At 71.6% G+C, this 22,198-nt stretch carries 22 protein-coding genes and 1 riboswitch; of the genes, 12 read left to right on the forward strand and 10 right to left on the reverse strand.

The features are described 5' to 3' along the window. Positions 1–22 precede the first annotated feature (22 nt). Complete coding sequence (locus tag ACGFML_RS00725) at positions 23–577, forward strand: heme-binding protein (RefSeq protein ID WP_393538500.1); 555 nt, start codon at positions 23–25, stop codon at positions 575–577. A gap of 58 nt (positions 578–635) precedes the next feature. Here ACGFML_RS00725 and map read toward each other — a convergent pair whose 3' ends face one another. Continuing rightward, positions 636–1,403 carry a type I methionyl aminopeptidase gene (gene map, locus ACGFML_RS00730; RefSeq protein WP_393538502.1) on the reverse strand — a complete coding sequence of 256 codons (768 nt, stop codon included), beginning with the start codon at positions 1,401–1,403 and terminating at the stop codon, positions 636–638. 96 nt (positions 1,404–1,499) lie between these two features. On the opposite strand from map, the gene ACGFML_RS00735 reads away from it, so the two are divergent. Continuing rightward, positions 1,500–1,769, forward strand: coding sequence for a helix-turn-helix domain-containing protein (locus ACGFML_RS00735; RefSeq protein ID WP_393538504.1), 270 nt, complete (start codon positions 1,500–1,502; stop codon positions 1,767–1,769). A gap of 126 nt (positions 1,770–1,895) precedes the next feature. Here the strand turns inward: ACGFML_RS00735 and ACGFML_RS00740 are convergent, their stop codons facing one another. After that, on the reverse strand, positions 1,896–2,471 hold the full coding sequence (locus ACGFML_RS00740; RefSeq protein ID WP_393538506.1) for a TerD family protein: 576 nt from the start codon (positions 2,469–2,471) through the stop codon (positions 1,896–1,898). A gap of 201 nt (positions 2,472–2,672) precedes the next feature. Here ACGFML_RS00740 and arfB point away from each other — a divergent pair, with 201 nt between their 5' ends. Next, positions 2,673–3,101 (forward strand): alternative ribosome rescue aminoacyl-tRNA hydrolase ArfB, encoded by a 429-nt coding sequence (gene arfB, locus ACGFML_RS00745; protein ID WP_393538508.1) that lies wholly within the window; start codon positions 2,673–2,675, stop codon positions 3,099–3,101. A 30-nt stretch (positions 3,102–3,131) separates the two neighbouring features. Here the strand turns inward: arfB and ACGFML_RS00750 are convergent, their stop codons facing one another. Then, positions 3,132–3,746 (reverse strand): flavin reductase family protein, encoded by a 615-nt coding sequence (locus ACGFML_RS00750; protein WP_393538510.1) that lies wholly within the window; start codon positions 3,744–3,746, stop codon positions 3,132–3,134. Positions 3,747–4,119: 373 nt separating this feature from the next. Between ACGFML_RS00750 and cdgB the strand changes: the two genes are divergently transcribed. Continuing rightward, a complete protein-coding gene (gene cdgB / locus ACGFML_RS00755; RefSeq protein ID WP_393538512.1) occupies positions 4,120–5,772 on the forward strand; it encodes a diguanylate cyclase CdgB in 1,653 nt (550 codons plus the stop codon). A gap of 245 nt (positions 5,773–6,017) precedes the next feature. After that, a complete protein-coding gene (locus ACGFML_RS00760; RefSeq protein WP_393538514.1) occupies positions 6,018–6,920 on the forward strand; it encodes a carbohydrate-binding protein in 903 nt (300 codons plus the stop codon). Between the two features lie 31 nt (positions 6,921–6,951). On the opposite strand, the gene ACGFML_RS00765 is transcribed toward ACGFML_RS00760, so the two are convergent. The 3 genes from ACGFML_RS00765 to ACGFML_RS00775 all read right to left on the reverse strand — a co-directional run bounded on the left by ACGFML_RS00765 (position 6,952) and on the right by ACGFML_RS00775 (position 10,302). Beyond that, entirely contained in the window at positions 6,952–7,881 is a 930-nt protein-coding gene (locus ACGFML_RS00765; protein ID WP_393538516.1) for a 1-phosphofructokinase family hexose kinase, read from the reverse strand. A gap of 229 nt (positions 7,882–8,110) precedes the next feature. Beyond that, positions 8,111–9,370, reverse strand: coding sequence for an N-acetylglucosamine-6-phosphate deacetylase (gene nagA / locus ACGFML_RS00770; RefSeq protein WP_393538517.1), 1,260 nt, complete (start codon positions 9,368–9,370; stop codon positions 8,111–8,113). Beyond that, a complete protein-coding gene (locus tag ACGFML_RS00775) occupies positions 9,370–10,302 on the reverse strand; it encodes an ROK family protein (protein ID WP_393538518.1) in 933 nt (310 codons plus the stop codon). The genes nagA and ACGFML_RS00775 overlap by 1 nt, the downstream gene beginning before the upstream one ends. A gap of 305 nt (positions 10,303–10,607) precedes the next feature. On the opposite strand from ACGFML_RS00775, the gene ACGFML_RS00780 reads away from it, so the two are divergent. The 3 genes from ACGFML_RS00780 (at position 10,608) to otsB (ending at position 13,163) form a co-directional block, all read left to right on the forward strand. Continuing rightward, a complete protein-coding gene (locus tag ACGFML_RS00780; RefSeq protein ID WP_393538519.1) occupies positions 10,608–11,828 on the forward strand; it encodes an extracellular solute-binding protein in 1,221 nt (406 codons plus the stop codon). A gap of 67 nt (positions 11,829–11,895) precedes the next feature. After that, positions 11,896–12,171, forward strand: a complete 276-nt coding sequence (locus ACGFML_RS00785; protein WP_393538520.1) for a DUF3263 domain-containing protein — start codon at positions 11,896–11,898, stop codon at positions 12,169–12,171. 116 nt (positions 12,172–12,287) lie between these two features. Further along, a complete protein-coding gene (otsB, locus tag ACGFML_RS00790; RefSeq protein WP_393538521.1) occupies positions 12,288–13,163 on the forward strand; it encodes a trehalose-phosphatase in 876 nt (291 codons plus the stop codon). 6 nt (positions 13,164–13,169) lie between these two features. Here the strand turns inward: otsB and ACGFML_RS00795 are convergent, their stop codons facing one another. Further along, positions 13,170–14,657 carry a trehalose-6-phosphate synthase gene (locus ACGFML_RS00795; RefSeq protein WP_393538522.1) on the reverse strand — a complete coding sequence of 496 codons (1,488 nt, stop codon included), beginning with the start codon at positions 14,655–14,657 and terminating at the stop codon, positions 13,170–13,172. A gap of 61 nt (positions 14,658–14,718) precedes the next feature. Further along, positions 14,719–15,681 (reverse strand): glucosyl-3-phosphoglycerate synthase, encoded by a 963-nt coding sequence (locus ACGFML_RS00800; protein WP_393538524.1) that lies wholly within the window; start codon positions 15,679–15,681, stop codon positions 14,719–14,721. A 171-nt stretch (positions 15,682–15,852) separates the two neighbouring features. Continuing rightward, a riboswitch (SAM riboswitch) is annotated at positions 15,853–16,011 on the forward strand. A 17-nt stretch (positions 16,012–16,028) separates the two neighbouring features. Here ACGFML_RS00800 and thrC point away from each other — a divergent pair. From thrC to groL, 4 genes are all read left to right on the forward strand, one after another. Next, the gene (gene thrC, locus ACGFML_RS00805; RefSeq protein ID WP_393538526.1) at positions 16,029–17,315 is read left to right on the forward strand and encodes a threonine synthase; all 1,287 of its coding nucleotides are present in this window, start codon (positions 16,029–16,031) and stop codon (positions 17,313–17,315) included. 54 nt (positions 17,316–17,369) lie between these two features. Continuing rightward, entirely contained in the window at positions 17,370–17,648 is a 279-nt protein-coding gene (locus ACGFML_RS00810) for a MoaD/ThiS family protein (protein ID WP_393538528.1), read from the forward strand. Positions 17,649–18,127: 479 nt separating this feature from the next. Then, positions 18,128–18,331: a cold-shock protein gene (locus tag ACGFML_RS00815; RefSeq protein WP_003986833.1), complete on the forward strand. Its 204-nt coding sequence runs from the start codon at positions 18,128–18,130 to the stop codon at positions 18,329–18,331. 367 nt (positions 18,332–18,698) lie between these two features. Further along, a complete protein-coding gene (gene groL, locus ACGFML_RS00820) occupies positions 18,699–20,324 on the forward strand; it encodes a chaperonin GroEL (RefSeq protein ID WP_393538530.1) in 1,626 nt (541 codons plus the stop codon). Positions 20,325–20,517: 193 nt separating this feature from the next. Here the strand turns inward: groL and ACGFML_RS00825 are convergent, their stop codons facing one another. Together ACGFML_RS00825 and ACGFML_RS00830 are read right to left on the reverse strand one after the other, a co-directional pair. After that, positions 20,518–21,459 carry a tetratricopeptide repeat protein gene (locus ACGFML_RS00825; RefSeq protein WP_393538531.1) on the reverse strand — a complete coding sequence of 314 codons (942 nt, stop codon included), beginning with the start codon at positions 21,457–21,459 and terminating at the stop codon, positions 20,518–20,520. Further along, positions 21,456–22,085, reverse strand: coding sequence for a hypothetical protein (locus tag ACGFML_RS00830; RefSeq protein ID WP_393538533.1), 630 nt, complete (start codon positions 22,083–22,085; stop codon positions 21,456–21,458). Before ACGFML_RS00830 ends, ACGFML_RS00825 begins: the two co-directional genes overlap by 4 nt. Positions 22,086–22,198 lie beyond the last annotated feature (113 nt).

The following is a 22,198-nucleotide window of genomic DNA, read 5'->3' on the forward strand; positions in this document are numbered from 1 at the left end:
CCCGTCCCGAGGAGCTCAGATCATGCAGAAGCCGTCCTTCCGTGCCCGCGTCGTCGCCGGTGCCGCCCTCGTCGTCCTGGCCGGCGCGGGCACCTTCGGCGCCGTGTCCGCGTCCGCCGCCCCGTCGCCGGCAGCTGCCCCCGCGGCGGCCACCGGCGCCGCCGGCGGGCACCTCACCCACTCGACCCATCTGACCCTCGCCGCCGCCACCAAGGCCGCGCAGGCCGCCGTGGACGCGGCCGGGAAGGCGGGCGAGAAGGTCTCGGTCGCCGTCGTGGACCGGAACGGCAACACGCTCGTCCAGCTGCGGGGCGACGGCGCCGGTCCGCAGTCGGCCGCGTCGGCGGAGAAGAAGGCGTACACCGCCGTGTCCTGGAACGCCCCGACGTCCGAGCTGGTCAAGCGGCTGGACCAGGCCCCCACCCTCAAGGACATCCCCGGCACCCTCTTCCTGGCGGGCGGCGCCCCCGTGCGGTCGCAGGGCGCGCCGATCGCCGCGATCGGCGTGGCGGGCGCGCCCAGCGGCGCCACCGACGAGCAGTTCGCGCAGGCCGGTGTGCGGGCACTCGACAAGTAGCCCCCCGCGGGCCCGCCGTGCCCGCTCCCGCCGCCCGGCGGCCCGGCGTGCGGCGCCGCTACGGCATCGTCAGCACCCGGGGCCCGTCGTGCGTGATCGCGACGGTGTGCTCGAAGTGGGCGGCCCGGCCGGCGTCGGAGGTGCGCAGCGTCCAGCCGTCGTCCGCCACGTAGTACGTGTTGCGGCCGCCGGCGAGCAGCATCGGCTCGATGGCGAGGACGAGGCCGTGGCGCAGGCGAAGGCCGCGGCCGGGGCGGCCGTCGTTGGGCACCGGCGGGTCCTCGTGCATCCGGCGGCCGATGCCGTGCCCGCCGAAGTCCTCGGGGATGCCGTAGCCGGCCGCCCGGCCGATGCTGCCGACGGCATGCGCGATATCGCCGATGCGGGCGCCCACCACAGCCGCCTCGATGCCCGCGGCGAGCGCCCGGCGGGTGGTCTCCATCAGCCGTACGTCCTCGGGACGGGGCGTGCCGACGGTGAAGCTGACGGCCGCGTCGCCCGCCCAGCCGTCCACGATCGCCCCGCAGTCGATGCTCACCAGGTCGCCGTCCCGCAGCCGGTAGGCGTCCGGGACGCCGTGCACGATCGCGTCGTTGACGGAGGCGCAGATGACGGCGGGGAACGGGGTGGCGGCGAAGGACGGGCGGTAGCCGAGGAACGGCGAGGTGGCCCCGGCTTCGCGCAGGACGGTGCGTGCGATCTCGTCGAGGTCCAGCAGCCGCACCCCGGGGGCCGCCGCGGCCTGCACCGCCGCCAGCGCGTCGGCGACCACGCGGCCGGCCACTCGCATCGCGTCCAGCGATGCGTCCGTTTTGAGCTCCACCATGAGTGACGTCCTCCCGGCGCCGGTGGGGATGCCCCGGCGCCTCCAGTAGCGGTAAACTAATACCGGTATTTGTTTACCGGTATTAGTATCACGGGCATGGTGCGAACTCCACTGACCCCCTGGGAACGCGAGCGCGGCGAGCGGCTGGGCGCCCTGCTGCGCACGGCGCGCGGCGAGCGCAGCATGGTCGAGATCGCTGCGGCGGCGGGACTGTCCGCCGAGACGCTGCGAAAGATCGAGACCGGTCGGGCGCCGACCCCGGCCTTCTTCACCGTCGCCGCGCTGGCCGGCACGCTCGGACTGTCGCTGGACGAGGTGGCGGTGCTGGCCGTGCCGCCCGAAGCCGTGGCGGAGGCGGTCGCCTGAAGGCATCGCCCGAAGCCGTGGGGGAGCGGTCGCCTGAAGGCATCGCCCGGAAAGCACGGAGGGCCGGCCCCCCAAGGGGAGCCGGCCCTCCGCCGGTCACGGATGACCGGTGGTTCTCAGCGGAGCTCAGACGTTGACGCCGAAGTCCTGCGCGATGCCCACCAGGCCCGAGGCGTACCCCTGGCCGACGGCGCGGAACTTCCACTCGGCGCCGTTGCGGTAGAGCTCGCCGAAGACCATGGCGGTCTCGGTCGCCGCGTCCTCGCTCAGGTCGTAGCGGGCGATCTCGGCGCCGCCGGCCTGGTTGACGATGCGGATGAAGGCGTTCCGCACCTGGCCGAAGTTCTGGCTGCGGTTCTCGGCGTCGTAGATCGAGACCGGGAAGACGATCTTCTCGACGTCGGCCGGCAGGCCCGCCAGGTTGACCTTGATCTGCTCGTCGTCGCCCTCGCCCTGGCCGGTGACGTTGTCGCCGGTGTGCTCGATGGACTGGTCCGGCGTCACCTTGTTGTTGAAGAACACGAAGTGCTGGTCGGAGTAGACCTTGCCGCTCGGGTTGACCGCGATGGCGCTGGCGTCGAGGTCGAAGTCCGTGCCGGTGGTGGTGCGGACGTCCCAGCCGAGGCCGACCGTGACGGCGGTCAGGCCCGGTGCCTCCTTGGTGAGGGAGACGTTGCCGCCCTTGGACAGGCTTACAGCCATGGGAAGTCCCTTTCCTTGTCGACTCGTCGAAGCGTCGGGCTCCGCACTGCGGACGAAGCTACCGTCACCCACCACAACGCCGTCAGGGGACCACGGGTTCCAGCTCCCTTTACCTACTTTGCCGAATCCTGATGCGGACACCCCGGGCCGAGTCGGAAAAGCGGGTGACGGGGTCCCGGAAAGCGCGGGATCATAGGACGCATGTCCGGGCCCTATGTCATCCGCGGTTCGGTCGTCCTTCCAGAGGCCGAGCTCGTGTGGCGATTCTCGCGGTCCTCCGGTCCGGGCGGCCAGCACGTCAACACCAGCGACAGCCAGGTGGAGCTGCGCTTCGACCTCGCCAAGACCCAGGTGCTGCCCGAGGTGTGGAAGGAGCGTGCCCTGGAGCGGCTGGCGAGCCGGCTGAACGACGGCGTGCTGTCCGTGCGCGCCTCCGAGCACCGCTCCCAATGGCGCAACCGCGAGACCGCCGCCGTCCGGCTGGCCGCACTGCTCGCCGAGGCCACCGCGCCGCCGCCCAAGGCCCGCCGTAAGTCACGGATCCCACGCGGCATCAACGAACGGCGGCTGCGCGAGAAGAAGCAGCGCGGCGACACCAAGCGCGGCCGTTCCGGTCGCGATTGGGGCTGAGCCCCGCCGGGCCCTGGGGCCCCGCCGCCCTCACCCCAGGTTCCGGTACTTCCCCCGGAAGTACGTGAGCGGTCCCGCGTCCTCGCCCGGGGCCGAGGCGGCCAGTACGCGCCCGATGACAAGGGTGTGATCGCCGGCCACCACCCGCTGCTCGGTGCGGCACTCCAGCGTCGCCAGCGCCCCGCCGATGAGCGGGGCCCCGGCCGCTTCGCCCCGTACATGGGCAATGTCCTCGAAGAGCAGCCGGTCGCTGATCCGACCCTTCATCGCGAATCGTCCCGCAATGTGCCGCTGGCTCTCCGCCAGCACCGAGACGGCCCACAGCGGCTGGAGCGCCAGCAGATCGTCCATGCGGGAGTCGTTGCGAACGCTCACCATCACCAGCGGCGGTTCGAGCGAGACGGAGAGGAAGGCGGTGGCGGTCATGCCGGCGTCCTCGCCGTGCGGCCCGCCGTCCGGATCGTGGGCGGTGATCAGCACCACGCCGGCGGCGAGGCGGGACAGGGCGGCGCGGAATTCGTCGTCACTCACCCCCACAGCATGCGGGACCGGCGCCTCGCCCGGTACGGAGGCGAGGGCGACGACGGGCGTGGCTTGGGCTGCGGCTCCGGAGGCCGTCGAATCGGCAAGGGTTTTCGTGAACACGCCATGAACGCTAACGCCGCCCGGGCCCGGCCCGCATCGGGCCGCGGGACCATGCACGTCCTAGGTCCGGCGGCGGAGGCCGGGGCAGCGTCGCAGGTGGGTGCCGTGATCGGCGGTGCGGGCGGCCCGGATTTGCGTTCCGTAAGAGCAAGTCCGGTGCGCGGCGGAGGCGGGCCGGCGGCCCGAAGGCCCCGCGAGAAGATCACCAACGAGCCTTTTTCGCTTGTGACTTGAGTCACAGCGCGCGCTAATTGTTGACCCTGTGTACCGAGTGAACAGCTCACTGTGATTCAGTGAGCGAGTATCGGAGAGCGTGGAATCGGACGATCGAAGAATCCTGGAGTTGCTGTCGAGGTCTCAGGGAGAGCGAGCGATGGAGACCGAGTCGGAGCCATACGTCCGTCTTGCGACCCTGCGGCAGCTGCACCAAGTGGTCGCCGAACTGAACACCGCCCGCAGCCTTGCGGACACCCTGCAGTCGGTTGCCGACGGCGCCATCGCCGGGCTCGGCTATGAGCTGGCGGCCGTCAATCTCGTCCGCCCTGACGGCGACCTCGTCGTCGCTGCCGTGGCCGGCAGCCCGGGCGCCGAGGCACTGATGGCCGGCCGGGTCGGCTCCCGGACCTCCTGGGACCGCCGGCTGTCGATGGGGGAACGCTGGGGCGAGCTGTGCTTCATCCCGTACACCGAGGGCTGGGTGCTGGACGACGACGACGTCCCGCAGTGGCACACGGCCGGGCCCGCACCGCGCTTCCCCGACGAGTGGCATCCCATGGACCGGCTGTTCGCGCCGATGTACGCCGCGGCCAACGGCAGCGGTGAGCTCCTCGGCGTCATCTCCGTCGACCGCCCGCGCAACGGCCGCCGCCCCGGCCCCTGGGGGCAGGAGGCGCTGCAGATGTTCGCGTTCCAGGCCGCCATCGCCATCGGCAACGCCCGGCTGCGCGCCAACATGCAGCGCGCCCTGGTCCGCCTGGAGCGCGAGCAGCAGGCCCTGCGCGCCAGCGAGGAGAGCTTCCGGCAGGCCTTCGAATACGCGCCGAGCGGTATGGCCGTCGCCGAAATGGGCGGCGACCAGCACGGGCGCCTGCTGCGCACCAACGACGCACTGTGCCGGCTGCTGGGCCGCCCGGCCGCCGCGATGCGCCGCTACTCCTTCTCCGATCTCGTCCACCCCGAGGACATCGGCACCCTCCTGCGCACCTCCGCCGAGGGGGGCCGCGCCGAGCTGCGCCTGGCCCGCCGCGACGGCACCTACGTCTGGGTCTCGCTGCGCAACTCCGTCGTCGCCGACACCACCGACGGCCCCCGGTTCCTGCTCACCCACGTCGAGGACATCGAGGAGCGCAAGCGCCACGAGCTGCAGCTCGCGCACCGCGCCAGCCACGACTCGCTCACCGGCCTGCCCAACAGCGCCGAGCTGCGGGCCCGGCTCGGCGCGCGGCTGTGCTCCCGCCCGGCGGGCTCCGCGGCCGACGCGTACGCCTCCTCGGCCACCGCCGCGGTGGACCCGGGCGGCTTCCTGGACGGCAAGGAGCCGTTCGAGGGTCTCGGCGGCAAGGGGGCAGCCCCCTTCGACCACCACGCGCACGCCGTCGCGCCCCCCGAAGGGGTCGCGGACGACGGTTCCAAGGGGCTCGCGGTCCTCTTCTGCGACCTCGACGGCTTCAAGTCGATCAACGACCGCTTCGGGCATCACACCGGCGACGCGGTGCTGATAGAGGTCGCCCGCAGGCTGACCAGCGGCGTCCGGGACGGCGATACGGTCGCCCGGCTCGGCGGCGACGAATTCGTGGTGCTCGCGGACGGCCTGGGCACCGCCGACGCCCAGGACCTCGCGGTGCGGTTGCGGAACGCCATCATCCCGCCGATACGGGTGGACGGCCGGGCGGTCCGGGTCGGCGCCAGCTTCGGGATCGGCTGGGCGAGCTGCGGAATGACCGCAGAGGAGGTGCTGGCCTCGGCCGATCAGCGGATGTACGTCGAGAAGCGGTCCCGCTCGAAGGCGAACCGCAGGGCGGGCTGAGTGCCGGCGCGCAGCCCGCTGCCGCGTATCTCACACCCGCCGCACCGCACCCCGGCCCACCAGCCGTTCATCGATCTGTAGCGATCTTGTAGCCGTCCGGACCCGGCGTGCGGACGGCTACAAGGGGTAGGCTGCGCCGATGCGGCGTGCTGCCGACGGGGGCCCGAAAGAGACAGTTCGCACAGATGGCGCGGACGCGTACCGACGCAGACAGACGCGTACACATCGCTTGGGAGTGACACGGAATGACGGCCGGTAACAACGGCGCGGACACGCCGGAGAACGACGACCCGTTCGCCTACCTCTACCGCTCGGACGGCGGCGAGGGCGGCGCTCCGGGCTCGGCGGCCGGTGGCGGGACCGCGCGTCAGCCGGGTGTCCCGAGGACCTCCTACAACCAGGTGCGCGCGGTCGGCGAGCGGCAGTACGGCGGCCAGCAGGCCCAGCCGGCGTACGGCAAGCAGAACGCGCACTACGCCGCCCCGGAGACCCTGCCCGGCAATGAGCGGACCCGCTCCGCCCCGGTCCCGGACTACCAGGAGCCGCGCCGCAGCCGCAACGGGCTGCTGATCGGCGCCGTCGCGGTGGTCGCGGTGGTCTGCATAGGCATCGGCGTCGCGATGCTCACCAACACCAAGGACGACACCAGCGGCGCCGCGAACGACCCCGGCCCGACGGCCGGCGGCTCGCAGGACCCCGGCCGGTCGCCCGCCCCCAAGCCCAGCCAGGGCGAGCTCCCCAAGCAGGACGCGGGCAGCCTGCGGCTGGACGGCGGCGCCACCACCGCCAAGGACATACCCGGCGCGCGCTCGGCGAACGGCACCTACGTCGCCGGGATGAACACCCCCGGAGCGTCCGCCAGCTGGAGCGTGGACGCCCCCAAGGCCGGCGCCTACAAGCTCTACGTCGACTACGGCGTGCCCGGCAAGGACGCCAACCTCACGTTGACCGTGAACGACAAGGCCGACCCTCGGCCGATCTCGATGAAGAACTTCGCGGGAGCCCAGGAGGGCGCCTGGGACAAGGGCTGGACCGAGACCTGGTCGATCGTGCAGCTCAACAAGGGCACCAACACCGTCAAGTTGTCCTGCGAGAGCGGCAACCAGTGCGACGTCAACCTCGACCGGGTCTGGCTGAAGCAGAAGTAGCCGCCGGCTGCGGCCCGTCAGGCCCGGCCGCTCACGCCGCCGACGGACGGTCCGTCACCACGACCCGCGGCAGCAGCTCTTCGTAGGTCGCCGGATCGAACTCGCCCGCGGCCGGGGCCCGTACGGTGGCCGCCGACAGGGCGACCGCGCGGGTCAGCCGCTCCGGCCACGGCAGGCCCTCCACCAGGCCCGAGAGCAGTCCGGCCACGGCCGAGTCACCGGCTCCGGTCGGGTTGCCCGCGATGTGCCGCGGCGGGGTGGCCTGCCAGGCGCCGTCCGCGGTGACCGCGAGTATCCCCTTCGCGCCCAGGGAGGCGGCCACCGCGTGGGCGCCCCGACGGCGGGCGTCGCGGGCGGCGCGCAGCGGCTCGGTGCTGCCGGTGAGGGCGGCGAGTTCGTCCGCGTTGGGCTTGGCGAGGTCGGGTCGGGCGGCGAGGCCGCGGCGCAGCGGTTCGCCGCTGGTGTCCAGGAGTACCGGCACTCCGGCGGTGCGGGCGGCCCGGGTCAGCCGGGCGTAGACATCCACCGGGACGCCCGGGGGCAGGCTGCCGCACAGGGCCACCGCCCGCGCGTCGCCGAGGAGTTCGCGGTAGGTGCCGAGGAAGGCGTCCCACTCGGCGGGGGAGACGGACGGGCCCGGTTCGTTGAGCTGGGTGGTGTCGCCGGAGCTCTCGTCGACGACGGCGATGGTGCGGCGGGTGGCGCCGCCGACCGGGACCAGGGCGTCGGTGACCTCGCTCTCCTGGGTGAGCAGGGCGCGCAGCGCCTCACCGGTGCCGCCGCCCGCGAAGCCGGTGGCGACCGTGCGGTGACCGAGCGCAGCCAGGACGCGGGCGACGTTCAGCCCCTTGCCGCCGGGGCGTTCGACGGCCTCGGTGATCCGGTTCGTGCTGTGCGGACGGAGCCGGGGCAGCCGGTAGGTGATGTCCAGGGCGGCGTTCAGCGTGACCGTGAGGATCATGGTTCCCCCTCCCGCACCGTGCTCGGACGGCTGGTGCCGGTGGGCGGCAGCCGTTGGCCGGGCAGTTGCCGGCCGTACGGCCGGAGTCTGGCGACCGCGTTCGGCGGTGGCATGCGGACAAGTGCGCGAGCGATCATGCCATCGTCAAGGCGGTTGGCCCAGACCCAGGTCAACCGCCATCCGGCGGAAATCCGGCCACCCAGGGGGCGGGTGGCCGGCCGCCGTGCAGTCACCCCCGGCGGCCGGGGCCCTGCGGGGCGGGCGGCCGGACCCCCTCGGGGCGTACCAGCCAGGTGCCTCGGCGCATCACGCCGACCAGGTCGTAGCCGGCGTCCAGCACCACCAGGTCGGCGTCCTTGCCGGCGGCCAGGGAGCCCACCCGGTCGTCGATGCCGAGCAGCCGGGCCGGGTTGGCCGAAAGTGCCCGGACAGCCTGATCAACCGTCAGGTCGTCGAGGGTGACGGCCCGTTTGAAGGCGCGGTCCAGGGTGAGGGTGGAGCCGGCGATGGACCCCGCCGTCGGCCCCTCGCTGATCCGCGCGACGCCGTCCTTGACCTCGACCCGCATCGGGCCGAGCGGGTACATCCCGTCGCTCATGCCCGCCGCCCCCATCGCGTCCGTGATGAACGCGACACGTTCGGCGCCCACGTCCCGGACGGCCATCCGGAGGATGGCGGGGTGCAGGTGGGTGCCGTCGTTGATCAGCTCGACGGTGATCCGCTCGTCCTCCAGGAGGGCCCCGATCGGGCCGGGCGCGCGGTGGCCCAGGCCCGGCATCGCGTTGAAGAGGTGGGTGGCCACCGTCGCGCCCGCGTCGACGGCCTCGCGGGTGGCGTCGTAGGTGGCGTCGGTGTGGCCGACGGCCGCGATCACCCCGGCGTCGGCGAGCAGGCGCACCGACGCCAGTCCGCCGGGCAGTTCGGGGGCGACGGTCATCATCCGGGCGGTGCCGTGCGCGGCGTCGACCAGCTTGCGGACCGCGGCCGGGTCCGGTTCGCGCAGCAGGTCGGGCTGGTGGGCGCCGCAGCGGCCGGGGGAGATGAACGGCCCCTCGAAGTGGATGCCGGCCAGTTCGCCCTGCTGGACGAGCTCGGCCAGCACCGCGGCCTGCCGGGCGAGGTCGTCCAGGGCGCCGGTGACGGTGGAGGCGACCATGGAGGTGGTGCCGTGCCGCCGGTGGGTGGCGGCGACCCGCAGGCACTCCTCCGGGTCGGCGGACGAGAAGGAGCCACCACCGCCGCCATGGACGTGCATGTCGACGAAGCCGGGCACGACGAGATGGCCCGGCAGGTCGAGGACCTCGGTGTCCCGGCCGGGCGCGCCGGGCCCGTCCTCGTCGAGGCCGCGGCTGCGGATGTCGGTGATCCGGGTGCCCTCGACCGTGATCCGTCCGCCGTCGACGACGCCGGACGGCCGGGCGATCCGGGCGCCCGCCAGGATGGTGCGCCGGGGGGCCGAGGGCCGGTCGGCGGAACGCTGAGCTGCCATCAGGCGGTTACCTCCGTGGAGAGAAGATCCCAGGCGAGCAGTCCTGCGCCCAGGCAACCGGCCGCATCCCCGAGGGCCGCCGGAACGATCGAGGGGACCGGCTGGAAGGTAACGCGCCGGTGAACCGCCTCGCGCAGAGGGACGAACAGCGTGTCGCCCGCCTCGGCGAGCCCGCCGCCGATGATCAGCAGCTGCGGGTCGAGCAGGGTGAGCCCGGTGACCAGGCCGTCGGCCAGGGCGTCCACGGCGCTGTGCCAGACGGCGAGGGCGCGCGCGTCGCCCGACTCCACGGCCTTGGCCGCGTCCGCCGCGCCGGCCTGCGGATCGCCGCAGGCCGCCGCCCAGTCCCGGCCGACCGCGGCGGCCGAGGCCAGCGTCTCCAGGCAGCCGCGCCGGCCGCAGCCGCACTCGCGGCCGCCGGGTCGCACGACGATGTGGCCGATCTCGCCGGCGCTGCCGTGCGCGCCCGCCTCGATCCGGCCGTCGATGCCGATGGCGCCGGCGATCCCGGTGCCCAGCGGAACGAACAGGAACCGGTCGGCGTCCTTGCCGGCGCCGATCCGGCCCTCGGCCAGACCGCCGGTGCGTACGTCGTGCCCGAGCGCGACCGGCACCCCGTCGAGCCGTTCGGACAGCAGCGCCCGCATCGGCACGTCCCGCCAGCCGAGGTTGGCGGCGTAGACGGCGGTGCCCGACGCCTCGTCGACGATGCCGGGGACCGCGACGCCGGCGGCCAGCGCCGCGGCGCCGTACCGCGCCCGGCCGATGTCCCGCAGCTCGGCGGCGAAGCCGAGGATCGCCTCGACGACCGCCTCGGGCCCGCGCTCGCGGCCGGTGGGCCGCCGCGCCTCGTAGAGCAAGGTGCCGTCCGCCCCTGCCAGGGCGGCTTTCATTCCGGTGCCGCCCACGTCGAGGGCGATGACGTTTTTCACGGCTCCAGTTTTGCGCGCTCCGGCATAAAAGGTCTAGTCCACTCACCGTACGAATGGTCTCTTGTGCCCGTTCGGCCTGGTCGGCGCCCAGTCTTGTGATCTTGGCGTGGGGAGGGCGATATCGAAGTGAGACTTCCGGTGGTGTAGACCTTGTGGAGACGCGCGAGTGACACTCGCAGTTCATGCCGGTGGAGGGAGACCCCCGACGCCGAGATGGACCCGGCAGCAAAGAATTCGGGACAGGGCGGTAAAGAACGGTGCAGCGGCGGTACTTGAGCCTGACGGCGGCGGGAATCGCCTCCGGCATGATCCTGACTCTCACCGGCTGCGGAAGCGGCGCGGACGACGGCGATGTCACGCTCAAGCTCATCGCGGCGGACTACGGCGACAGCGGATCCCACAGCACCCAGCGCTACTGGGACGAGCTCACCGGGGACTTCGAGAAGAAGCACCCGGGCATCAAGGTGGACGTCGACGTCTACAGCTGGACCGACGTCGACAAGAAGGTCGAGGACCTGGTCGAGGCGGGCAAGGCTCCGGACATGGCGCAGATCGGCGCATACGCCGACTACGCCGCCCACAACAAGCTCTACAGCGCCGACCAGCTGCTCTCCATACCCACCCAGGCCGACTTCACCCCGGCCCTCGCGGACGCCGGCGAATACAACCGGGTGCAGTACGGCATGCCCTTCGGTGCCAGCACCCGGCGCCTCTTCTACAACAAGAAGCTGTTCGCCGAGGCGGGTATCACCGACCCGCCGACCACCTGGGCCGACATCGCCCACGACGCGCAGCTGCTGAAGAACCACGGCGTGAAGACGCCGTTCGCGCTCCCGCTCGGCTCGGAGGAGACGCAGGCCGAGACGCTGATGTGGATGCTCAGCGGCGGCGGCAACTACACCGACAGCATCGGCAAGTACACGATCGACTCGCCGGAGAACGTCAAGACCTTCGAGTGGGTCCAGAAGAACCTGGTCGGCAAGGGCCTGACCGGCACCGAGCCCGCCAAGGTCGACCGCGCCGACGCCTTCCAGGGCTTCGCCGACGGTGACGTGGGCATGCTCAACGGCCACCCCACCCTGATGAAGCAGGCCGCGGCCAAGGGCATCGACTACGGCACCACCGAACTGCCCGGCATCAACGGCAAGGCCAAGGCCACCATGGGCGTCGCCGACTGGATGATGGCCTTCAAGCAGAACGGCCACCGCTCGCAGGTCGGCAAGTTCCTCGACTTCGTCTACAGCGACAAGAACATGCTGAAGTTCTCCGGTTCGTACGGACTGCTGCCGGTCACCGCCTCCGCCTCCCAGGCGATGATGGCCGACGACAAGTACAGCAACCTGCACAGCTTCCTCAAGCAGCTCGGCAGCGCCGAGTTCTACCCGGCCGACAAGATCTCCTGGCCGCTGGTCTCCAAGACCGTCAAGGCCAAGATGGGCGGCGCCGTCGGGCCCGGCGGCAATCCGTCCGCCGTGCTCAGCGACATCCAGAACACGGCGGACGCGGCCGACAACGCCGCCGAGTGAGGCCGGGCGCGGAAGTGGGGGCACCCGGCCGGGCACTGTCCGACCGTGGGCTTATCGTGGGAATGTGATGACGGGCGGCACGGACACGTCGGGCGGCAGCGGCGAAGAGCGCGCGGCCGCCCCCCTCTCCTCCCAGGACGAAGCGGTGCTCTCCGTCGAGCGCCGCTCCTGGCCCGGCCCCGGCGCCAAGGAGCGGGTCATCCGCGAGCGGCTCGGCATCTCCCCGACCCGCTACTACCAGGCCCTGAACGCCCTGTTGGACGACCCGCGCGCCCTCGCCCACGACCCCGTCACCGTCAACCGCCTGCGCCGGGTACGCGACGCCCGCCGTGCCCGCCGCTGACCCGCGCGACCTCCCGTCGCCCGCGCACCACCGGGCAGGGCGCCGACCGAGCCGCCGACACCCTGTGCCCCCGTGCACCCGGCATGCGCCCGCACCCCGCCGGTAGGGTCGGCGCCATGGGCAGTCCCCCGAACGCGCCGCATCCCCTCCCGACACCGCAGACCGACGCCGGCCGCGAAGGGCTCGCCGCCCTCCTGGCCGCTCCCGAACGCGCCGTCATCGCCCTCGACTTCGACGGCACCCTCGCCGAGATCGTCCCCGACCCGGAAAAGGCCCGCGCCCACGCCGGCGCCACCGCCGCCCTGGGCCGCCTCGTCCCGCATCTGCGCGCCGCAGCCGTGATCACCGGCCGCCCGGCCACCCTCGCGGTCCGCCTCGGCGGCTTCGACGCCGTGCCCGGCCTGGACCACCTCACCGTCCTCGGCCACTACGGCGCCGAGCGCTGGGAAGCGGCCACCGGCACCGTCCAGGCTCCCGCCCCGCACCCCGGCATCGCCGCCATACAGGCCGAACTCCCCGGCGTATTGGACCGCTCCGGCGTCTGGCACGGCACCTGGGTGGAGACCGCCATCGAGCGCAAGGGCGGCCGCGCCGTCGCCATCCACACCCGCCGCGCCACGGACCCCCAGGGAGCCTTCGACACCCTCCGCGCCCCGCTCGCCGCCCTCGCCGAACGCCACGGCCTGATCGTCGAGCCGGGCCGCCTGGTCCTGGAAATCCGCCCGCCGGGCATGGACAAAGGCGTGGCCCTGGCCGACTGGATCCAGGAGACCGGCGCCGCCACCGTCGTCTACGCCGGCGACGACCTCGGCGATCTGGCCGCCTTCGCCGCCGTCGACAAACTCCGCGCCGAGGGCCTGGCCGGGCTTCTGGTGTGCAGCGGCAGCAACGAGGTCACCGAACTGGCCGAGCGGGCCGACCTGGTGGTCGACGGACCGGCGGGCGTGGTCGGGCTGCTGGACGCGCTCGCCGAGAGCCTGGCCGGAGACTGACCCCGCTCAGGCCGTCAACGCGCGCAGCTGGTCCAGGAACCACCGGGCCGGCGGCAGCGCGGTGGCGGCCGCGGCCAGCCGGCCGCAGCGCGCGGCCCGCTCCGCGTCGTCCATCGACAGGGCCTCGTGCAGGGCCTCGGCCGTGGCGTTGATGTCGTACGGATTGACGCCGATCGCGTCCTCGCCCAACTCCTGGTGGGCGCCCGCCTCCCGGGAGAGCACCAGCGCACAGCCGCGCTCGGAGACCACCGGAATCTCCTTGGCGACCAGATTCATCCCGTCCCGGATCGGGTTGACGAGTGCCACGTCCGCGAGCCGGTAGGCGGCGAGAGAGCGGGCGAAGTCGTCCTTGACGTGCAGCACCACCGGCTGCCAACCCGCCGTGCCGTACTCGGAGTTGATCTCCTCGGCCAGCCGTCCGACCTGTGCGGTGTAGTCGCGGTAGACGGCCAGGTCCTGGCGCGAGGGATAGGCGAAGGCGATGTGCACCACCCGCTCGCGCCACTCGGGCCGGTCCGCGAGCAGCCGTCGGTAGGCGAGCAGACCGCGCACGATGTTCTTCGACAGCTCGGTGCGGTCCACCCGCACGATGGTCTTGCGGTCCGGACCGCCGATCTGCTCGCGCAGCGCCGCGAGCCGCTCCTCGACATCCGGACGGTGCGCCCGCTCCCGCAGGAACTCCGCGTCGGCGCCGAGTCCGTACACCCCGATCCGGGTCGTGTGCGGCGCGGGCCCCGTCGACGTGAGGTACGGCGCCCCGTCGTCCGGCCGGTGCGCCTCGCAGTCCGCTCCCAGCGCCTGCTGACAGCAGCCCATGAACGCCCGCGCCCACCGCTCGGTCAGGAAATTGGCCCGGTCGGCACCGAGGATGCCCGCCGCCAGCTTGCGCTGGATGTCGTCCGGCAGCATCGCGAAGTACTCGGCGGGCGCCCACGGTGTGTGCGAGAAATGCGCGATCCGCAGGTCGGGGCGGAGATCGCGGAGCATCTTGGGCACCAGCGCGAGGTGGTAGTCCTGCACGAGAACGGCCGCCCCGGGCGCCGCGGCCTCCGCCAGCGCCTCGGCGAAGGCGGCGTTGTACGTCTCGTACGACGCCCACTGTGTGCGGAACTCCGTGTCGAACGCCGGCTCCAGCGGCGTCTGATACAGCATGTGATGGACGAACCACAGCACGGAGTTGGCGATTCCGTTGTAGGCGTCCGCATGGACTTCCGCCGGAATGTCCAGCATCCGGACCCGCTGCCCGCCGGTGTCCGCCGGATCCAGCGCGCCACCGCTCCGCCGCACGGCCTCGCGGTCACCCGCACCGAGCGCCGCGCACACCCACACCGCGTCCGTGTCCGGACCGATGGCCGACAGCCCGGAGACCAGGCCGCCGCCGCCGCGCTTGGCGGTCAGGGCGCCGTCCTCCCCCAGGGCATAGGAGACCGGACCGCGATTGGAGGCGACGAGGACCTCGGCACCCGGCTGGACCGCACTGCGCTCGGAAACCATGTCGCGACACTAACCCGCAGTGGATCCGCGCAAACGTACGGAAACCGGCCGGGTCCGCCGCTCAGGCCGCCCGCCGCTCCGCGTACTCCGGAATATCGGCCATCGGGGGGCGTTCCTCGGTGTCCACGTCCGACGTGCGCGGGACGAACCCGCGCTCCCCGCGGTCGAACTGGGTCAGCCGGGGGCGGACCAGGTGGCCGCGGGCGAGGCGGAGCTGGGCGGTGCGGTAGATGGCGGCCGCCATCCGGCCCAGGGCCTGGCCGTCCTGGTGGCGATGCTTGCGCACCCCCACGTCCACCTGGGCGAGACCGTCCAGGCCCACCGTGTGCAGGGCGTCGACCAGCAGGCCGAGCTCGACGCCGTAGCCGACCGGGAAGGGCAGGCGTTCCAGGAGGGAGCGGCGGGCCGCGTACTCGCCGCCCAGCGGCTGGACGAAGCCGGCCAGCTGGGGCCAGTGGAGGTTGAGCAGCGGCCGGGCGACCAGCTCCGTGACGCGACCGCCCTGGCCGGCGCCGGCCCCTTCGCCGCCCGCTTCCAGGGGGCGGTCGTACATCGCCTTGACGAAGTCGATGTCGGGGTCCGTCAGCAGCGGGCCGAGGATCCCGGAGACAAAGGTGGCCGAGAATTCCCGCAGGTCGGCGTCGATGAAGCAGATGATGTCGCCGGTGGTGGCGAGCAGGGAGCGCCACAGGACCTCGCCCTTGCCGGGGAGGGCGGGAAGCCGGGGCAGCACGCTGTCGCGGTGGACGACGCGGGCGCCCGCCGCCGCCGCGACCTCGGCCGTCCGGTCGGTGGACCCCGAGTCCAGCACCACCAGCTCGTCGACCAGCGGGACGGAGTCGGTCATCAGATCCCGGCGGATGGCTGTGACGATCGCGCCGACCGTCGCCTCCTCGTCAAGGGCGGGCAGCACTACGCTGACCGTGCGGCCGGTCTGGCGCTTCGCCTCCAGCAGTCGCCCCAGCGGACGGTCCGCCGCGGACCAGGAGCGGCTGCTGAGCCAGCGCTCCACCTCTTCCAGCACGTCTACGACTCCTCGGTGGCCGCCGGATCAGCGACCCGCTGTGATCCATCTCGCGGTTCGGACGACTATCTCAACCGTCAGTGCCTTCGGTTACAGTCTTGAACAACGCGGATGACCGTCGCATGCCGGGGTCACCGCCACAAACGCCTGGGTTTCGATCCAGCGCCATACCGCTCATCCAGAGGGGCAGAGGGATACGGCCCGTTGAAGCCCCGGCAACCCTCCAGCCGGTCTTGCCGCCAGGACGCTGACGTCCCGCGCGCGAGGCTCCCGGCTAGGGAAGGTGCCAAATCCGTCTCGTGACGAGATGCGTCGCGAGGAAGATGAGGAGAAAGGGCCTCGCCTCCATGGCTGTGCAAGTCACCGAAACCGCCGTAAACGCCTCCACCGTCGCTCTGGGACCGGCCGTCGGGCTCTCCTGCCGCGAGTGCGGGCAGCGTTTCGATCTCGGCCCGATCTTCGCGTGCCAGGAATGTTTCGGGCCGATCGAAGTGGCGTACGAACTGCCGAGCGGCGACCCCGAGGCGCTGAGGAAGCGGATCGAGGCCGGTCCGAACAACATCTGGCGCTACGCCCCGCTGCTGCCCGTCCCCGCCGACGTCGCCGACAAGCCGAACCTCAACCCCGGCTTCACCAAGCTGGTCAAGGCCGACCGGCTCGCCGCCGAGCTGGGCGTCACCGGCGGCCTGTACGTCAAGGACGACTCCGGCAACCCGACGCACTCCTTCAAGGACCGGGTCGTGGCGATCGCCGTCGAGGCCGCCCGCGCCTTCGGCTTCACCACGCTCTCCTGCTCCTCCACCGGCAACCTCGCGGGCGCCGTCGGCGCCGCGGCCCGCCGCGCCGGATTCAAGTCCTGCGTCTTCATCCCGCACGACCTGGAGGCCGGCAAGGTCGTCATGGCCGCGGTCTACGGCGGCGACCTGGTCGGCATCGAGGGCAACTACGACGACGTCAACCGCTTCTGCTCCGAGCTCATCGGCGACCCGCTCGGCGAGGGCTGGGGCTTTGTGAACGTCAACCTGCGCCCCTACTACGGCGAGGGTTCCAAGACGCTGTCGTACGAGATCTGCGAGCAGCTGGGTTGGCAGCTGCCGGACCAGATCGTGATCCCGGTGGCCTCGGGCTCGCAGCTCACGAAGATCGACAAGGGGCTCAAGGAGCTGATCGCCCTCGGCCTGGTCGAGGACAAGCCGTACAAGATCTTCGGCGCCCAGGCGGAGGGCTGCTCGCCGGTCTCCACCGCCTTCAAGGCCGGGCACGACGTCGTCCGCCCGCAGAAGCCGAACACCATCGCCAAGTCGCTGGCCATCGGCAACCCGGCCGACGGGCCGTATGTGCTGGACATCGCGCGCCGTACGGGCGGTGCGGTGGAGGATGTCAACGACGAGCAGGTCGTCGACGCCATCAAGCTGCTGGCACGGACGGAAGGGATCTTCGCGGAGACCGCGGGTGGCGTGACCGTCGGCGTCACCAAGAAGCTCATCGAGGACGGCCTGCTCGACCCGGCCCTGACCACCGTCGTCCTCAACACGGGTGACGGCCTCAAGACCCTGGACGCCGTCGCCACCGGGCCCACGGCCACCATCCGGCCCGACCTGGACGCGTTCCGCGCCGCCGGCCTGGCCGGCTGAGCCCCGGTCCGTACCTTCGAACCCGTATCCCGCAGTCGCTGGAAGGCAGAACCCATGAGCGTCAAGGTCCGCATCCCCACCATCCTCCGCACGTACACCGAGGGCCAGGCCGAGGTCGCCGCCGAGGGCGCGACCCTCGCCGAGGTGATCTCCGACCTGGAGAAGAACCACACCGGCATCGCGGCCCGTGTGCTGGACGACGCGGGCAAGCTGCGCCGGTTCGTGAACGTCTACGTCAACGACGACGACGTCCGCTTCGAGCAGGGCCTGGAGACGCCCACTCCGGAGGGCGCGGGCATCTCCATCATTCCCGCGGTGGCCGGCGGTTGCTGAACGGCTGACCACCGGGCGCTGTTTTGCGCCATATCTCGTCGTGCATGACTGGAATTGCCCCATCCGCCCAAAAGCGGATGGGGCAATTCCATGTTGCGAAAGGCGATACCATTGGCGTGATCGCCGCCGTACGAGCCCTCGTACAACCCCCGTACGACCCTCGTACCGCTCTGCGCGCGTGCCCAACGCATATGTGATCGCCCCGAGTTGTGCCCAAACTGTGTGCAGCAATTGTCGGATACGCGAACTATGCCCGGCCCGACTTGCCCCGCCGTAATGGGACTTCGCCGCATAATTACCGGTTCTCCAGCGCCAGAATTCTCGTCCGATTGACCTGTTGCGCTGGGCATCTGTGCAGATACATTCAGCGGCGGTCGACGCGTTCCGGCGCACACCCCACAAGCCTTTCGCGGGGTGAGGTCTGACCCGGGTCCGCGGAGTGCGGTCCTGCGCAAGGGCCAGTAATAGGGGAGTTAGGCATGGCTCAGGGCACCGTCAAGTGGTTCAACGCGGAGAAGGGGTACGGCTTCATCGCGGTCGACGGTGGTGCGGATGTATTCGTCCACTACAGCGCGATTCAGATGGACGGCTACCGCACCCTTGAGGAAGGTCAGCGGGTCGAGTTCGAGATCTCGCAGGGCCAGAAGGGGCCGCAGGCGGACATGGTCCGGGTGGCCGGCTGAGGCGCCGACCGACTGCAGCGTCGTGAAGGTCCGCACCCCTGAAGGGGTGCGGACCTTCTGACGTGCCGGGCCCCGTCCCCGCCCGGGCGGGCCACCCCGTGGAGGCTCCTGCCGGAGCCGCTTGCGCCCGCCCGTCGCCCGACCACCGCCCCGGAGGGAGGCTCCTGCCGGAGCCGCTTGCACTCTCGGGGGTCGAGTGCTAATCATTGGCGTTAGCACTCTCCGGTTGAGAGTGATAACCAAGGATCGGGTCGGCGAGGTCCGCGGGCCGGGTGGGGCAAGGAACCACACGGCAAGCAGACCGTCCGTCGCGGGCGCCAGCGCGGTCCGGAGCAATCCACCCCGATGTCCGGGAGGACCACTTCACATGGCCAAGATCATCGCGTTCGACGAGGAGGCACGGCGCGGTCTCGAGCGCGGGATGAACCAGCTCGCCGACGCCGTCAAGGTCACCCTCGGCCCCAAGGGCCGCAACGTCGTCCTCGAGAAGAAGTGGGGCGCCCCCACGATCACCAACGATGGTGTGTCCATCGCCAAGGAGATCGAGCTCGAGGACCCGTACGAGAAGATCGGCGCCGAGCTGGTCAAGGAGGTCGCGAAGAAGACGGACGACGTCGCCGGTGACGGCACGACGACCGCGACCGTCCTGGCCCAGGCTCTGGTCCGCGAGGGCCTGCGCAACGTCGCCGCGGGTGCCAACCCGATGGCGCTGAAGCGCGGCATCGAGCGCGCCGTCGAGGCTGTCTCCGCCGCCCTGCTGGAGCAGGCGAAGGACGTGGAGACCAAGGAGCAGATCGCCTCCACCGCCTCCATCTCCGCCGCCGACACCCAGATCGGCGAGCTCATCGCCGAGGCGATGGACAAGGTCGGCAAGGAAGGCGTCATCACCGTCGAGGAGTCCCAGACCTTCGGTCTGGAGCTGGAGCTCACCGAGGGTATGCGCTTCGACAAGGGCTACATCTCGGCGTACTTCGCCACCGACATGGAGCGTATGGAGGCGTCGCTCGACGACCCGTACATCCTGATCGTCAACTCGAAGATCGGCAACGTGAAGGACCTCCTTCCGCTGCTCGAGAAGGTCATGCAGTCCGGCAAGCCGCTGCTGATCATCGCCGAGGACGTCGAGGGCGAGGCCCTGTCGACCCTGGTCGTCAACAAGATCCGTGGCACCTTCAAGTCCGTTGCCGTCAAGGCCCCGGGCTTCGGTGACCGCCGCAAGGCCATGCTCGGCGACATCGCCATCCTCACCGGTGGCACCGTTGTCTCCGAGGAGGTCGGCCTCAAGCTCGAGAACGCCGGTCTCGACCTGCTCGGCCGCGCCCGCAAGGTCGTCATCACCAAGGACGAGACGACGATCGTCGACGGCTCCGGTGACAGCGACCAGGTCCAGGGCCGCGTCAACCAGATCCGCGCCGAGATCGAGAACTCGGACAGCGACTACGACCGCGAGAAGCTGCAGGAGCGCCTGGCGAAGCTCGCCGGCGGTGTTGCGGTCATCAAGGCCGGTGCCGCGACCGAGGTCGAGCTCAAGGAGCGCAAGCACCGCATCGAGGACGCCGTTCGCAACGCGAAGGCGGCCGTCGAGGAGGGCATCGTCGCCGGTGGTGGCGTGGCCCTGCTGCAGGCCTCCGCGGTGTTCGAGAAGCTGGAGCTCGAGGGTGACGAGGCGACCGGCGCCAACGCCGTGAAGCTCGCCCTGGAGGCCCCGCTCAAGCAGATCGCCGTCAACGGTGGTCTCGAGGGTGGCGTCGTCGTGGAGAAGGTGCGCAACCTGGCCGTCGGCCACGGTCTGAACGCCGCCACCGGCGAGTACGTCGACATGATCGCCGAGGGCATCCTCGACCCGGCGAAGGTGACCCGCTCTGCGCTGCAGAACGCCGCCTCCATCGCCGCGCTGTTCCTCACCACCGAGGCCGTCATCGCCGACAAGCCGGAGAAGGCGGGCGCTGCCCCGGCCGGCGGCGGCATGCCGGGCGGTGACATGGACTTCTGATCCTTCGGATCAGACTGCCGGTCCTCCCGGATCGCAGGTCCACACGTTCGTCGGGGCGGCACCCTTCTCCCAAGGGTGCCGCCCCGGCGGCGTTTCGGGGCGGGGTCCGCCGGGGCGGCCTGTGCCCCGAGGTGAGTCCGCTCATCGGCGTCGTTGGGGCGTCCCCGGGTGCGTCCGCCCGTCGGTCACGCGCTCAGCCGGCGTCCCCCCGGGCTCCCGAGGCGTCGGCGCCGGCGCCCTTCACCATCGCCGCGGACGCCGCGAGGTTCTTCCTGACCCGGTCCTCGCCCGCCTGGTCCCCGACCTCCTGGAACTCCCGCAACGCCGCGCGGTAGGTCTCCGCGGCCGCGTCCACCCGGCCGGTCTGGATGAGGGCGCCGGCGAGGTTGTTGAGGGTGCGGGCCCGGCCGTGCCGGTTTCCGGACGTGGCGAATTCGGCGACGGCCTTTTCGTATACGGCTACGGATTCCTCCGCCAGGCCCGCCGCCATCAAAGCGCTGCCGAGATTGGACAGGACGGAACCCTGCCGCGGGTGGTGCTCCGGCAGGTCGACGGTTGCCTGCCGTCCCAGATCGATGGCTTCGGTGAGATCGCCCTCGTATTGCGACCGCTCATAGCGAATGCGCAGGGCGCTGCTCAGGCTGGCCAGCGCCGCCGCTCGCTGGGAAAGGCCGGGCGGCATCCGGACGACCGCCTCACGGCCCCAGGCGATCGCTTCGTCGAGGTCGTCCCAGTCACCGGTGACTTCGGCCCTGGTGTGCAGGGCGCTGATCAGATTGGGGATGGTCGCGCTCAGTTCGGGGCGGCTGTCCTGCGGCGGCTGCGCGGCATGGGCGGAATGCGCTTCCTTGAAACAGGAAATGGCGGAGTCCAGCTCGGTCAGGGACGCGGTGAGCTGAAAGCGCACCATACGGATCAGGCCGAGGTTGGAAAGGATCGTGATGCGCAGCGGGCCGGGGGGAGTGGCGGAAAGGACCTTGCTCAGGGTGTCGATGGCGTCGTCGACCTGCTCGAGGCTGGAGCGGAAACCGTGTGGTGATTCCAGGATTTCGGCTGCGTGCAATGCGGTGGCGGTATCGATCTCGTGGCCGGCGGCTCCGGTCACTTCGGCTCCGGTCGTTCTGTCGCCGGTCATGATTCCGCCCCCTCTGCAGAGTTGTTGCGTTGATCGAGTACCGCGGTGATCCAGATACGTGCCAGGCCCTCGTCGTAGAACTCGATCGTCTCGCCGGCCCGCTCGACGCGGATGACGACGCGGGCGTCCCGTTGCTGCGGCACGGCGGGTGAGGGTGGGGCGGCCGGTTCGGCGGGCGGGTGGACGTGCAGGCCGCCGTTGATCGAACCGGCCTGTACGGTCGGGCCGGTGATGCGGGAGTGGCCGTCGATGACGTTGCCGGTCGTGCCGCTGAAGGAGAGGTCCTCCAGTTCCGGCGGGGCCGAGGGCGGTGCCTGCGGCGGGGCCGGCGGCCGGGTGGCCTGGTGCCACAGCCCCTCCCACCACGCCGGCGGCCGGGTTCGGTGGCCCTCGCCGTCCGCCTGTCCGGCCAGTTCGTCGAGGAGCCCGACGAACGCCAGCAGCACCGCGCAGGAGTTGGGCGCCGCGCCGTCGTGCAGCCAGCCGTGGACGGTGAAGACGGTCAGCCGGTGGCCCGGCGGCAGCCTGCCGTGGGACAGCTCAACCAGCTTTTCCAGTAAGGGACTTCCGGCGGCGGCATGCAGCTGCCGCAGCTCCCGCCCGAGGTCCCCCGACGTGTAGTCCACAGGTGCGCAATCTCCCCCACGACCCCACTGCTGGATAGTCCGGGCACCAGGCTAGCCCGTGGGATGGCGGCGTGTCGGCCCGGCCGGGGAGAGGGCGGGGCGGGGTGCCGGGT

The sequence above is a fragment of the Streptomyces sp. NPDC048650 genome (assembly GCF_043199095.1).
Taxonomy (GTDB): Bacteria; Actinomycetota; Actinomycetes; order Streptomycetales; family Streptomycetaceae; genus Streptomyces.